The following is a 14,038-nucleotide window of genomic DNA, read 5'->3' as shown; positions in this document are numbered from 1 at the left end:
TTAGCTTTCCGCAGGCCATATGATAGCGTCCCGCCCCAAGCTCAGCCGGACGCATCGCCAAGGCCAGAGACGGCCTTGGCGGCGCTTCGGCGGATGCGATGACGGCCGTCGGCCATAGCCGGAGGAGAGCCAAGCGCCGACTGCTCGATTGAAGCGGCTGTTCCGCCGACTGCGGAACGATTGACGATCCCTGCGACAAGCCCGCCATTCCGGGCCGCGGCAGCTCGATCGGACTGGAGAGGGAAATGAGCACTTTCTTCTACATGCTCCTGGCGTTCGTTGTGGGTGTTTTGGCCGGCTGGTTCATCTGGGGCCGCCTGCGCGGCGAGCTCGACAGCCTGCGCGGCGACCTCGACCGCACGAAGAGCGAACGCGACAGGTTGCGCGCCGATACCAATCGCCTGAGCGGCGAGCTCGACGCATGTGGCCGCGCCCGCGCCGACCTCGAGAACCGGCTGCGCGAAGCGCCTTCCGCACCCGCCAAGGCCGGTGCCGACAAGGCCGCCGCACCTGCGCCGGCGGCTTTGATGTCGACGCCGGCCGCGGCGAAATCGTCTGCGGCAAAACCCGCTTCGACCAAAACCGCCGCGACCAAGCCGGCAGCAGCCAAGACGAGCGCCGCACCGAAACCGGCGGGTAAATCGGCTGTGCCAAAGAAGGCCGCCACGGCTCCGAAGAAAGCCGCCGCTCCCAAGGCGGCTGCCGGCAAGGCCGACAATCTGCGCCGCCTGATCGGCATCGGTCCGGTCAACGAGAAGCTGCTCAAGGGTCAGGGCGTCACGACTTACGCCCAGATCGCTGCCTGGACCGATGCCGACGTCAAGCGGATCGAAGACGTGCTCAATTTCGACGGTCGCATCGCGCGCGAGAAATGGATCGAGCAGGCGAAATTGCTGGCCTCGGGCAACGAGGCCGAATTCGCCCGCCAGTTCCCGACGGCTGGAACCTCAAGCAACACCTGATCCCATTCAGCCTTCGGGCACATGACAGGCGGCGGCGCTCGTCATGGGCACCGCCGCTTTCCTTTTGTTCCAGCCGCCTTTGCGTCCATGGACGCCGCTCTCTCGATTGCGCGCCGACAGCCCCCCATATAGAGCGATCGACGGCGCCATTGACCGCATCCGAAAGCTTATGTCCCTGCCTTCCGCAATCTTCCGCAACGACGAGACCGGCCGCCAGCTCGTCTTCGACAGGCCGCTTGAGATCATCACGGCGCTGAGCGCCGACGAGTTCACGCCGGCGCTCGAGGCGGCACAGGCGGCCTCCGACGCCGGCAAATGGCTGGCAGGCCATTTCTCCTATGAGGCCGGCTATCTGCTCGAGCCGAAGCTGGTGCCATTGCTGCCCGAGGGCCGCCGCGCGCCACTGATCTGTCTCGGCGTCTTCGACGCGCCGCTCGAGCAGGCGGTGCCGCAGAACCCGGGCCCAGTCAGCAACGGCCCGATCTTCGACGCCAGGGCAACCTGGTCCGCCGAGGACTATGCCGTCCGCTTCGCGCGCCTGCACGACCACATCCGCAAGGGCGACTGCTACCAGGGCAACCTGACCTTTCCGGTCCATGCGCAATGGTCCGGCGATCCGCTCGCCGCCTTCGACGCGCTGACCGAACGCCAGCCGGTGAAGTACGGCGCGCTGATCTCGCTTGGCGATCCGATCGTGTTGTCGCGCTCGCCGGAACTGTTCTTCGAGATCGACGCCGAAGGCATGATCGAAACCCATCCGATGAAGGGCACGGCGCCGCGCGGCGCGACCAGGGCTGAGGATGCGCGGCTGAAGGCATTTCTGCGCAACGACGAGAAGAACCAGGCCGAGAACCGCATGATCGTCGACCTGCTGCGCAACGACATCTCGCTGATCAGCGAGGTCGGCACGCTGGAGGTGCCGGAACTGTTCCGCATCGAGACCTATCCGACGGTGCACCAGATGGTGAGCCGGGTGCGGGCGAAGCTCTTGCCGGATATCGGCATCCGCCAGGTCTTCGCCGCGCTCTTTCCCTGCGGCTCGATCACCGGCGCGCCAAAGATCCGCGCCATGGAGATCCTGCACGAGCTGGAGGGCGTGCCGCGCGACGTCTATTGCGGCGCCATCGGCTGGGTCGCGCCCGGCGGCAGGATGCGCTTTTCGGTGGCGATCCGCACCATCTCGCTCTTTGCCGATGGCGAGGCCGTCTACAATGTCGGCGGCGGCGTCGTCTTCGATTCGACAGCCGATGAGGAGTACCGGGAGTGTCTTCTGAAAGCGCGCTTCGCGACGGGAACCGTGCCGATTTCGAGCTGATCGAGACCATGCGCTGGGAGCCTGGCTCGGGCTTCCTGCGCTTCGACCGCCATCTTGCGCGGCTTTACGCCTCGGCGGCGGAGCTCGGCTTTGCCTGCGACCCGCAACGGGTCGGCGAGGTGCTGACGGGCGCGGTCGGCGGGCAGCGGATCGTGCTGCGAACCCGCCTCGCCCTGCGGCGCAACGGCGAAGCAGCGGCGTCCGCGCAGCCTTACGAACCGCTTCCCGCCGGCAAGGCGTGGCGCCTGCAGTTGGCGCGAGTCCGGCTCGATTCCGGCGACACGCTGCTGCGCCACAAGACCAGCCGCCGCGAAACCTACCAGCGGGCGCGCGCCGAATATCTCGCCACCCGCGCCGACGAGGTGCTGCTTGCCAATGAGCGCGGCGAACTCTGCGAAGGCACCATCACCAATCTCTTCGCCGACTTTGGCGACGGCGTGCTCGCGACGCCGAGACTTGATTGCGGCCTCTTGCCTGGAGTATTGCGCGGCGAGCTTCTGGACGAAGGCCGCGCCGTGGAAGCGATCTACACCTTCGACGATCTAAAATCCGCGAAGGCGATCTTCGTCGGCAATTCGCTGCGCGGGCTTATCCCGGCGCAATTGGAATGACACGGGAGCCGCCGGAGATTTTCTGTTTGATAAAAGCATGACCATTCGCCAGCCGACCCACACGCCTTACGACGGATCCTTCAAGCTCTTCACCATTGGCCTGAAGCCGCTCGAGCTCGATCGCTGGATCGAGGTCGACGAATTCCTCTTGCCGCATCTCGCCGAGAAGCAGCGGCTTTACGCGGAGATCGCGGAAAAGGTCTTTGTCGAGGAATACGATACGCGCGACGCGCAGCGCGAAGTGCTCGACCTTCTCGCCGCCTATCTCCCCGCAAAACATCCTGAGAGCCATCGCGGCGATGGCTCAGCTATCGAGGTGGTCGGCCTCAACGGAGCGACCCGCGAACTCTCTCCCGAATTGCGCGAAGCACCGCTTGTCCGGGCATCGCTGCTGGTCCAGGAGGATTTGATCCTGATGCGCCGGGACGACAGCGGCTGGCGGCTCGCCGCCGGATCGCTGTGCTTTCCGTCATCCTGGTCGCTTCGGGAAAAATTCGGCAAGCCGCTGCAGCAAATCCATGCGCCGGTGCCCGGCTTCGGCCCCGGCACGCGGCCGGCCGAAGTCATCAACCGCATGTTCGACGGCCTGCAGGGTCAGGCGGTCGAACGCTTCAACTGGTCGATCCAGGCGGGCGACGCGCTCTATCACCCGCTTTCCAACATCCAGCGCGTCGACCGCGCCACCAACCGCCCGACACGCTTTCCGGACGGCGATATCAACGCGCACGCCTTTATCCGTGTCGAGCGCCAGACGCTGCGCAAACTGCCGGTCTCGCGCGACATTCTCTTCACCATCCGCATCCATCTCGACCCGCTGGCCGTGCTCGCGCGCCACCCCGACAAGGCGGCGCTCGCGGCTTCTTTCGCCGAGCAGCTCAACGCCCTCGACCAGGCGCAGCTCGACTACAAGGGCCTGACCGCCGACCGCGACCGGCTGGTTGCCTTCCTCGCCGGCATGGTCGAGGCAGCTTAACCACGTGGCCGTCCCGGCTTAGCCGGCGGTTGGCGCTTTTCGCTGGTTTATGACAATGATCTGTGGTTGTAGCGCTTGGCCATCCGGCGGGAACGCCGGGTTTTTGCATGTGTTTGAAGGAGTGTCCGAAAAAATGGCGAATGAAAACTGGCCCGTTTACGGTGAAATCACCGGCCCTGTCGTGATGATCGGCTTTGGCTCGATCGGACGGGGAACGCTGCCGCTGATCGAACGCCATTTCAAGTTCGACAAGTCGCGCATGACGGTCATCGACCCGCGCGACGCCGACCGCAAGCTGCTCGACGAGCGCGGCATCACCTTCATGCAGGATGCGGTGACCAAGAAGAACTACAAGAAGCTTCTGACCCCGCTTCTGACCAATGGCGCCGGCCAGGGCGTTTGCGTCAACCTGTCGGTCGACACCTCCTCGCTCGAATTGATGAAGCTCTGCCGCAAGCTCGGCGTGCTCTACATCGACACCGTCGTCGAGCCGTGGCTCGGCTTCTATTTCGACGAAAAGGCCGACAATGCCTCGCGCACCAACTATGCGCTGCGCGAGAGCGTCCGCCAGGAGAAGGAGAAGAACCCGGGCGGCACCACCGCGATCTCCTGCTGCGGCGCCAATCCCGGCATGGTCTCCTGGCTCGTCAAGCAGGCGCTGGTCAACCTCGCCACCGATCTCGGGCTCGAGTTTGCTGTGCCGGCGGAGCACGACCGCGAGGGTTGGGCGAAGCTGATGAAGAAGGCCGGCGTCAAGGGCATCCACATCGCCGAGCGCGATACCCAGCGCACGAAGAAACCGAAGCCGATGGACGTGTTCTGGAACACCTGGTCGGTCGAGGGCTTCATCTCGGAGGGCCTGCAGCCGGCCGAGCTCGGCTGGGGCACGCATGAGACCTGGATGCCGAAAAACGGCAAGAAGCACAAGAACGGCTCGCAGGCAGCGATCTATCTGGAGCAGCCTGGCGCCAACACGCGCGTGCGCAGCTGGTGCCCGACGCCCGGTGAGCAATATGGCTTCCTGGTGACGCACAACGAGGCGATCTCGATCGCCGACTTCTTCACCGTGCGCGGCAAGAAGGGCAAGGTGCAGTATCGCCCGACCTGCCACTATGCCTACCATCCCTGCAACGACGCCGTGCTGTCGCTGCATGAGATGTTCGGCGCCGCCGGCAAGGCGCAGCCCGTCCATCATGTGCTCGACGAGAACGAGCTGGTCGACGGGGTCGACGAGCTCGGCGTGCTGCTCTACGGCCACGACAAGAACGCCTACTGGTACGGCTCGCAGCTGTCGCTGGCCGAGGCGCGCAAGCTCGCGCCTTACCAGAACGCCACCGGCCTGCAGGTGACTTCGGCGGTGCTCGCCGGCATGGTCTGGGCGCTCGAGAATCCGGCTGCCGGCATCGTCGAGTCCGACGAGATGGACTACAAGCGCTGCCTGGAAGTGCAGATGCCCTATCTCGGGCCGGTCAGGGGCTATTACACCGACTGGACGCCGCTCGATCACCGCCCCGGCCTTTTCCCCGAGGATATGGACAAGGACGACCCGTGGCAGTTCCGCAACATCCTCGTGCGATAGCAGCCGCGTCTACCGCCGTCTCCACCTTGCAATCGCCCGGAAATCGGGCGATTGAAATGAAGCGGCCTAGAGCGGCATGCGTCCAGTCGGACGCATCAAGTACGCTCTAGCACTTGAATGGACGCATCGTGCTTTCCGAAAATCGGATCGATTTTCGGGCCGATGCGAGAGGAGAGGACTTTCATATGACCATTGCGCGCAAATTGCTTTCGGCAGGCGCCGCGGCAAGCCTTCTGGCCGCTGCCGCCTGCACCACCACCGGCCCCTCCGAACCGATCGCGGCCGCGCCCAAGGGCGTCGAGGGCAACTGGATCGACGCCAAGGGCACCGGACTGTCGACCTTCGCCGCCGGCAGCTTCACCACCGTCGCGACCGACACCGGCCAGAAGCTGTCCGAGGGCAGCTACACCCTGACCGGCCCGACCTCGGTCGAGATTCACGGCACCTCGCTGATCCGCCAGACGCCGGTCAGCTTCAACTGCCTGATGGTCTCGACCAGCCAGCTCAACTGCACCAGCGCCAGCGGCCAGAACTTCGTGCTGACGCGCCGGGCTTAAGGTCTACGAAATATCGAAATGATGCGGGACGGCGGCGCGAGCTGCCGTCCTTTTTTGTGCTGGCAAACCTCTTCCCGATTTCCGCTTGCATCGGCCAAAACGCGATGTGAACATGACCGGAAGCTGGCTGTTATGTTCCAGTCAAGCGAGGGGTTTAAGCATTTCAGGTCAGTGCATCCGGGAGACGAAGATGAAGAAATTTGCCGCCATTGCCGCCCTTTCAGCATCAGTACTCAGCCTGTCGGCCGGAGCCTCCTTTGCCGACTACACGCTGAACATCCTGCATTTCAACGATTGGCACAGTCGCATCGAAGGCAACAACAAATACGAGTCGACCTGTTCCGCCGAGGAGGAGACCAAGGGCGAATGCATCGGCGGCGCGGGCCGGCTGATCACTGCGATCGCGCAGGAGCGCAAGAAGCTCGAAGGCCAGAACGTGCTGCTGCTCAATGCCGGCGACAGTTTTCAGGGGTCGCTGTTCTACATCACGTACAAGGGCGCCGCGGAAGAGGAATTCCTCAATCAGATGAAGCCCGACGCGGTGACGCTCGGCAATCACGAATTCGACGACGGCGAGAGCGCGCTGGTGCCTTACCTCGACAAGGCGCAGTTCCCGGTCGTCAGCGCCAATGTCGTGCCCAACGACAAGTCCGGCGCCAAGGGCAAGATCAAGCCGTCGATCGTGGTCGAGGTCGGCGGCCAGAAGATCGGCATTGTCGGCGCCGTCACCAACGACACGCCCGAGCTCGCCTCGCCCGGTCCCAACATCGCCATCGAGGACGACGTCAAGTCGATCACCGCCGAGGTCGAGAAACTGAAGGCGCAGGGCATCAACAAGATCATCGCCGTCACCCATATCGGCTACAACCGCGAGCGCGATGTCATCGCGAAAATCCCTGGCGTCGACGTGGTGGTCGGCGGCCACAGCCACACGCTTCTGTCGAACACCGACCCGAAGGCGGCGGGCCCCTATCCGACGATGGTCGACAACCCCGACGGCTACAAGGTGCCGGTCGTGCAGGCGGCGTCCTATTCGAAATATCTCGGCGAGTTCAAGGTCGTATTCGACGACAATGGCGTGGTCAAGGAAGCGGGCGGCGACCCGATCTATCTCGACAAGTCGATCACGCCCGATCCGGCCGTGCTCGCCCGTATCAAGGAGCTTGGCGCGCCGATCGAGGCGCTGAAGAACAAGGAAGTCGCCGAGACCACCAAGGCCATCGACGGCAGCCGCGAGAATTGCCGGGCGCGGGAATGCGAGATGGGCAATCTTGTCTCCGACGCCGTCCTCGATCGCGTCAAGGGCCAGGGCGTCGAGATCGTCATTTCGAACGGCGGCGGCCTGCGCGCCTCGATTGACCAGGGCACCGTGACCATGGGCGAGGTGCTGACCGTGCTGCCGTTCCAGAACACGCTGGCGACGTTCAAGATCTCCGGCAAGGACCTGGTCGCCGGTCTCGAAAACGGGCTCAGCCAGATCGAGGACGGCGCCGGCCGTTTCCCGCAGGTGGCCGGGCTGAAATACGCCTTCGACAAGTCGGTGGCGCCCAATGCCGGCCGCGTCAAATCGGTCGAGGTGATGGAGAACGGCGCCTGGGCGCCGATCAATCCGGAGAAGCAGTATCTGGTCGCCACCAACAACTATGTCCGCCAGGGCGGCGACGGCTACAAGGTCTTCGCCGAGAAGGCGACGGACGCCTATGACTACGGTCCCGGGCTGGAGCAGGTGGTGGCCGACTATCTCGGCGCGCACCGGCCCTATACGCCGAAGCTCGACGGCCGCATCACCGAGGTCGGCGCGGCGGCGGCGGAACCTGCAAAACCTGCCGAGACCGCGCCCGCAGCAACCGCGCCGGCGGCCGAGCCTGCGAAGCCGGCCGAGACCGCGCCTGCCACCGCCGAAACCGCAATGCCGGCTTTGCCATCCAATTCCGGCGACATCGCCGGCACGCCGCCGACCGTTCCGGCCGAGACGACACCGGCAACGTCGGAAGCGGCAAAACCTGCCGAGACTGCTCCGGCGACTCCTGCCCCCGAGCCGGCCAAGCCGGCCGGGACCAGCCCAGAAACCAACCATGTGATCGCCGCCGGCGACACTTACTGGGACCTGGCCAAGAAAAACTATGGCGACGGCACCAAATGGAAGCTGATTTCCGAGGCCAACAAGGACTACAGGCCGCGCCGCCTGCCGCTCGGCGCGACGCTGACCATCCCGCCGGCTGCCAAGTAATCTCTCGCCGGAAAATTCAGGGGCACCCGTCCGGGCAACCGGGCGGGTGTTCTGTTTTCGGGCGGGAGCGGGATAAGGTGCGGCCAGACGCGGCATTGAAAAGCAGCAGGGCGTCGCTAGTTTTACGGCGCCTGCCCGGAGACAGTCGATGACGCTTGCCAACCCCGCCGATGCGAAAGCCGCCGAGACCGCAGATCCGGCGCCGGCGGGTGCCGCGCCGGTGACAGCGGGCAAGATCGGCATCATGCTGATCAATCTCGGCACGCCTGACGGCACCGACTTCAAGCCGATGTGGCGGTATCTGAGGGAATTCCTCTCCGATCCGCGCGTCATCGAGCTCAACAAGGCGATCTGGTATCCGATCCTCTACGGGCTGGTTCTCACCACGCGGCCGAAAAAGTCCGGCGCCAACTACGCCAGAATCTGGAACCGCGAAAAAAACGAGTCGCCGCTGCGCACCTTTACGCGCGCGCAGGCCGAGAAACTCGCCGGTGCGCTCGCTGACCTGCCGAACGTCGTGGTCGACTGGGCGATGCGCTACGGCGACCCTTCAACGGGTAGCGTCGCCCAACGGCTGGTCGAGCAAGGCTGCGAGCGCATCCTCAGCTTTCCGCTCTACCCGCAATATTCGGCGACGACGACGGCGACCGCCAACGACCAGCTGTTCCGCGCGCTGATGAAGATCAGGCATGCGCCGGCAATCCGCAGCGTGCCGCCCTATTACGACGAGCCGGTCTATATCGAGGCGCTCGCGCGTTCGATCGAGAAGCATCTGGCGACGCTCGATTTCGAGCCGGAGGTGGTGATCACTTCCTACCACGGCATCCCGAAGCCCTATTCCGACAAGGGCGATCCTTATCGGGCGCATTGCCTGGAGACGACGCGGCTGCTGCGGGCAAGGCTCGGCTGGGACGAGAAGAAGCTGATTACAACTTTCCAGTCGCGCTTCGGCGCGCAGGAATGGCTGCAGCCCTACACCGACGTCACCGTCGAGAAGCTGGCGAAGGACGGCGTCAGGTCGATCGCCATCGTCAATCCGGGATTTTCGGTCGACTGCATCGAGACGCTGGACGAGATCGGCCGCGAAGCGGCCGAGACGTTCCACCATGCCGGCGGCAGGAACTTCGCCCATATTCCTTGCCTCAACGACAGCGCCGAGGGCGTGGCGGTGATCGAGGCGCTGGTCCGGCGCGAACTGCGCGGCTGGGTGTGACGAGCTTCACCGACAGGTCCTGATGCCGGTGCGCAAAAGCCTCCGCTAACCAATATTCGTGATCACCTGATTGTAACGTTGCGGAAACACACTTAAGTGATTTCGTGAGGTCGCCGCCTTTTGAGGGAGAAACGAAATGGGCTTCAGCGGTTTCGATATTGCCATCATTGTTCTTGTCTTCCTGGTCATCATCCTTCTTTTCAAAGGCATCAAGACGGTGCCGCAAGGCTACAATTACACGGTGGAACGTTTCGGACGGTACACCAAGACGCTGACGCCCGGCCTGAACATCATCAACCCGATCTTCGAGCGCATCGGCGCCAAGATGAACATGATGGAACAGGTGCTTGATGTTCCGAGCCAGGAAATCATCACCCGCGACAACGCAATAGTCGGCGTCGATGGGATCGCCTTCTTCCAGATTCTCAATGCGGCGCAGGCGGCTTACCAGGTCTCCGGTCTGCAGAACGCCATCCTTAACCTCACCATGACCAACATCCGCACCGTCATGGGCTCGATGGACCTCGACGAACTGCTGTCGAACCGCGACGCCATCAACGAGCGCCTGCTGCGCGTCGTCGACGAGGCGGCGCATCCGTGGGGCATCAAGATCACCCGCGTCGAGATCAAGGACATCAACCCGCCGGCCAATCTGGTGGAATCGATGGGCCGCCAGATGATGGCCGAGCGCGACAAGCGCGCCCAGATCCTCGCCGCCGAAGGGTTGAAGCAATCGCAGATCCTCGAGGCCGAGGGCCGCAGGGAAGCCGCCTTCCGCGACGCCGAGGCGCGAGAGCGCTCGGCGGAAGCCGAGGCCAGGGCGACGCAGGTGGTGTCGGAAGCCATCGCCAAGGGCGACGTGCAGGCGATCAACTATTTCGTCGCCCAGAAATACACCGAGGCGCTGGCCAAGATCGGCTCGTCCAGCAACAACAAGATCGTGCTGATGCCGTTCGAAGCTTCATCGCTGATTGGTTCGCTCGGTGGCATCGGCGAGATCGCCCGCGAGGTCTTCAAGGGCGACGGCCCCTCGGGCGGGCAACGGCAGAGCACCCGTCCGCCGCTCGTGCGGCCGACGGACAACTGATCCAACGTGTGGGTGGGGGAGAACGTCAATGATCGACCGCATCGTTTCGGAACTCGGCCCGTGGAACTGGATGGTTCTCGGCTTCGTCCTCCTGGTGATGGAAATCGTGGCGCCGGGCGTGTTCATGCTGTGGATCGGCATCGCGGCCCTCATCATCGGCGCGATATCGCTGTTCATCGGCTATGCCGCCATCTGGCCGTGGCAGGCCGAGTTGAATGGCGCCATTTGGACGTGGCAGGTTCAGGTTCTGGCCTTTCTCGTCCTGTCCGTGATTTCGGCCTTCGTCGGCAAGAGGCTGACGGCAGCACGCGCCGGTGAGGTCGATCAGCCGCTGCTCAACCGTCGTGGCGCACAGATGGTCGGCCGCACGGCCACGCTTGCCGAGCCGATCCAGAACGGGCGCGGCCGCATCCGGCTGGGGGATACGCTGTGGCGCGTCTCCGGCCCGGATCTTCCGGCGGGTGCGCAAGTGCGCGTTACCGGCGCAGCAGACACCGACCTGGAGCTGACCGTCGAAGCTATCTGAACCTAGGCGGCGCCGATGCGCAGCAGATCGTGCAGATGCACAAGGCCGACCGGCCGTCCGCCTTCGACCACCATCAGGCTGGTGATGGCGGACGTATTGATCGTCTGCAATGCCGTCGCCACCAGCGTGTCGGGGGCCGCCGTCTTCGGCTTCTTCGTCATCACCTGATCGACGTTCATCGACAGAAGATCGCTGCCGATATGGCGGCGGATGTCGCCGTCGGTGATGATGCCGATCAGCGCGCCATCGGCGCCGGTGATCGCCACGCAGCCGAAGCCTTTGCGCGACAGTTCGGCGATCGCCTCGCGCATGCCGGTGCCCGACGGCACCAGCGGCAGCCGCTCGCCGACATGCATGATCTCGCGCAGCTGCGTCAGGTTGGCGCCGAGCTGGCCGCCGGGATGGAAGGTGCGGAAATGATCGGGCGTGAAGCCGCGCGCCTCGAGCAAAGCGATCGCCAGCGCATCGCCCATGACCAGTTGCAGCAGCGCCGATGTCGTCGGCGCCAGCCCGTGCGGACAGGCCTCCGGCGCCGGCGGCAGGAGCAGCACCACGTCGGCGGCACGCGCCAGCGCCGAACTCCCGCCGGAGGTGATGGCGATCAGCGGGATCGAAAAGCGCCTGGAATAGGCGACGATGCCCATCAGTTCCTTGCTCTCGCCCGACCATGACATGGCGATGATAGCGTCGTCCTTGGCGATCATGCCGAGATCGCCATGATTGGCCTCGGCCGGATGGACGAAGAAGGCAGGTGTGCCGGTCGAGGCGAGCGTGGCCGCGATCTTTGAGCCGATATGGCCGCTCTTGCCGACACCGGTGACGATGACACGTCCCTCGATCCGCGAGATGAGATCGATGGCTGCCGCGAACGGCTCGGCCAGACCGTTGTCGAGCGCTGCGGCAAGCGCAGCGATACCGGCCTGCTCCGTCGCCACCGTTCTCAGCGCCGATTCGATCGCGGCCTGCCTGTCCGGCGGCTTTCTTCCTGGGGACCCCGCATGCATGGCAGATGCCATTAGCGCCATGTCGCCCGCCTGTCCAACGGAATTCCCGTTTCGCGTGCGCCGGGGGCAGCGGAATCGGCCCGCCTCAACCCTCCGTTAACCATCCGCCTTTACGGTTCGGTAAGTATGGCGCAACCGCGCCGCGCAAGCAGTGGTGACGATGTCCGGGGCCCAGCCTGAAACGATAAGAGGTCGAAAGGGCATAGCCGTCAGCACGCTGCTGGTGGCTGCGAGCGTTCTTGCCTTGCTGCGCCCGGCGCCGGCCTTCGCGCAGGAAACCGAGCTGCGCGGCGAGGTCTCGGAATCGGCGATCCTGGCCGACCAGCAGCGCAAGGCGAGGCAATTGCGCGCGCAAGGATCGCTGGATCAGGCTGCTCCGGCGGCCCAGACGGCCGAGGACCAGACACAAGCCAACCCCTATGAGCCGGCGAGCCTGGGTGCGGTGCCTGGCGACGACCAGACAGCGGGCGCGACTGGGAGCATCTTCGACCAGCCGCAAGCGACCGACGACCCGTTCGCCGACGATCAGACCGCGGCCAAACCGCGCCGGCCTTCGACCGCCAGGCAGCGCGCGGCTGACGCCAACGCAAAAAAAGACGTCAAGGCGGCCGACAAGAAAAAGGTCAAAAAGAAGCCCGGAGAGACCACCGGCAGCACGACCAGGACCGCCGTCGCCGGCGACCAGGCCGATACCGCGGCCACCGACCAGGACGGTCCCAACCGCCGCGCCCTTACCATCGACAGCATCGACAGGCAGAAGCTCGATCCCGGCGCCGAGCGTACCGGGTCGATCGAAGGCCAGAAAGTCAAACCCGAGGACGATCCCTTTGCCGCCACCGGCATCAAGGTCGGCACCTTCGTCTTCCGGCCGACACTGGAGCAGGGCTTCACCGCGACGTCCAATGCCGATGCCAGCAGCGGCGGCAGGCCGGCGGTGTTGTCCGAGACGGCGCTGCGTTTTTCCGCCACCTCGGACTGGCGCGAGAATTCAGCGCTGATCAACGGCTACGGCATATTCCGCAACACGCTCTCGGGCCAGAAGATCAACGATGCGCAGGGCCGGATCGAGGGCCAGCTCAACGTCGACCTCGACCATGAGCTGCGCGCCATCGCCAAGCTCGGCTATGAAGCAGTGCCGGAATCGGCGTCCTCGCCGGATGCCATCGCCGGCGTCACCTCGCAGCCGCTGCGCCAGACCGTGGACGGCAGCCTCGGCATCGAGAAGGATGTCGGCAAGATGCGCTACACGCTGACCGGTGCGGTCACACATGACTTTTATGGCGACGCCAAGCTCTCGGATGGCACCGTCCTGTCGCAGAAGGATCGCGACTCCACGCTCTATTCCGCGACCTTGCGCACCGGCTACCAGGTGTCACCGGCCGTCACCCCGTTCGCCGAGGTGGAAGCCGGCCGGCGGGTCTATGATCTGCGCCTCGACAGCAACGGTTTCGAACGCTCCTCGACGCGGCTCGGCGCGCGCGCCGGCCTCGAGCTCGACATGGACGACAAGCTGTCCGGCGAGTTCTCCGTCGGATGGCTGCGCGAAGCCATCGACGACGACCGCCTGCCGGCCAATGCCGGCCCATACGTCAATGCCGATCTCAAATGGTCGCCCGAGCGCGGCACCATCATCGGTCTCACCGGTAGGACCACGATCGAGAGCACGACCGCGGCCAACGAGAGCGGCGACGTCCTCTACTCGGGCCGGCTCACCGGAGAGCGCCAGGTCCGCGCCAATCTGACGGCGAATTCGTCGCTTGGCCTCGATTGGCGGAACTATACCGGCTCCGACGGCCACGATCTGATCTTGAGCGCCGAGGCCGGGCTGACCTGGTGGCTGAACCGTTACGCCGGCCTCACCACGCGGGTGAGGACGGAGAAGCTCACCAGCAACCTGCCCGGCCGCGACTATGTCGCCAACAGCGTCTATCTCGGCCTGAAGGTGCAGCGCTGAGGGGTGCCGCCGAAGCGGTCCCGGCAT

At 64.8% G+C, this 14,038-nt stretch carries 12 protein-coding genes; 11 read left to right on the top strand and 1 reads right to left on the bottom strand.

Translation table 11 applies throughout. The features are described 5' to 3' along the window. The first annotated feature begins 245 nt into the window (after positions 1-245). The 10 genes from EJ071_RS12010 (at position 246) to EJ071_RS11965 (ending at position 11,053) form a co-directional block, all read left to right on the top strand. On the top strand, positions 246-962 hold the full coding sequence (locus EJ071_RS12010) for a proton-conducting membrane transporter (RefSeq protein ID WP_126098054.1): 717 nt from the start codon (positions 246-248) through the stop codon (positions 960-962). 169 nt (positions 963-1,131) lie between these two features. After that, positions 1,132-2,277: an aminodeoxychorismate synthase component I gene (locus tag EJ071_RS12005; RefSeq protein ID WP_126098053.1), complete on the top strand. Its 1,146-nt coding sequence runs from the start codon at positions 1,132-1,134 to the stop codon at positions 2,275-2,277. Continuing rightward, complete coding sequence (locus tag EJ071_RS12000; RefSeq protein WP_126098052.1) at positions 2,226-2,888, top strand: aminotransferase class IV family protein; 663 nt, start codon at positions 2,226-2,228, stop codon at positions 2,886-2,888. The genes EJ071_RS12005 and EJ071_RS12000 overlap by 52 nt, the downstream gene beginning before the upstream one ends. 37 nt (positions 2,889-2,925) lie before the next feature. Next, positions 2,926-3,861 carry a DUF3445 domain-containing protein gene (locus EJ071_RS11995; protein ID WP_126098051.1) on the top strand — a complete coding sequence of 312 codons (936 nt, stop codon included), beginning with the start codon at positions 2,926-2,928 and terminating at the stop codon, positions 3,859-3,861. A 133-nt stretch (positions 3,862-3,994) separates the two neighbouring features. Beyond that, positions 3,995-5,440, top strand: coding sequence for a homospermidine synthase (locus EJ071_RS11990; RefSeq protein ID WP_126098050.1), 1,446 nt, complete (start codon positions 3,995-3,997; stop codon positions 5,438-5,440). 185 nt (positions 5,441-5,625) lie between these two features. Then, complete coding sequence (locus EJ071_RS11985; RefSeq protein WP_126087794.1) at positions 5,626-5,997, top strand: hypothetical protein; 372 nt, start codon at positions 5,626-5,628, stop codon at positions 5,995-5,997. Positions 5,998-6,187: 190 nt separating this feature from the next. After that, positions 6,188-8,227, top strand: coding sequence for a 5'-nucleotidase C-terminal domain-containing protein (locus EJ071_RS11980; RefSeq protein WP_126098049.1), 2,040 nt, complete (start codon positions 6,188-6,190; stop codon positions 8,225-8,227). 148 nt (positions 8,228-8,375) lie between these two features. Next, the gene (hemH, locus tag EJ071_RS11975) at positions 8,376-9,440 is read left to right on the top strand and encodes a ferrochelatase (RefSeq protein ID WP_126098048.1); all 1,065 of its coding nucleotides are present in this window, start codon (positions 8,376-8,378) and stop codon (positions 9,438-9,440) included. A gap of 136 nt (positions 9,441-9,576) precedes the next feature. Further along, positions 9,577-10,527, top strand: coding sequence for an SPFH domain-containing protein (locus EJ071_RS11970; protein ID WP_126098047.1), 951 nt, complete (start codon positions 9,577-9,579; stop codon positions 10,525-10,527). A 28-nt stretch (positions 10,528-10,555) separates the two neighbouring features. Further along, the gene (locus EJ071_RS11965; RefSeq protein WP_126098046.1) at positions 10,556-11,053 is read left to right on the top strand and encodes an NfeD family protein; all 498 of its coding nucleotides are present in this window, start codon (positions 10,556-10,558) and stop codon (positions 11,051-11,053) included. Between the two features lie 2 nt (positions 11,054-11,055). On the opposite strand, the gene EJ071_RS11960 is transcribed toward EJ071_RS11965, so the two are convergent. After that, a complete protein-coding gene (locus EJ071_RS11960) occupies positions 11,056-12,057 on the bottom strand; it encodes a KpsF/GutQ family sugar-phosphate isomerase (protein ID WP_126098045.1) in 1,002 nt (333 codons plus the stop codon). 160 nt (positions 12,058-12,217) lie between these two features. Between EJ071_RS11960 and EJ071_RS11955 the strand changes: the two genes are divergently transcribed. Next, positions 12,218-14,011 carry an outer membrane beta-barrel protein gene (locus EJ071_RS11955; RefSeq protein WP_126098044.1) on the top strand — a complete coding sequence of 598 codons (1,794 nt, stop codon included), beginning with the start codon at positions 12,218-12,220 and terminating at the stop codon, positions 14,009-14,011. The last annotated feature ends 27 nt before the right edge of the window (positions 14,012-14,038 follow it).

Source organism: Mesorhizobium sp. M1B.F.Ca.ET.045.04.1.1 (assembly GCF_003952465.1).
Classification (GTDB): Bacteria; Pseudomonadota; Alphaproteobacteria; order Rhizobiales; family Rhizobiaceae; genus Mesorhizobium; species Mesorhizobium shonense.
This window is presented reverse-complemented; position numbering and strand designations above follow the sequence as displayed.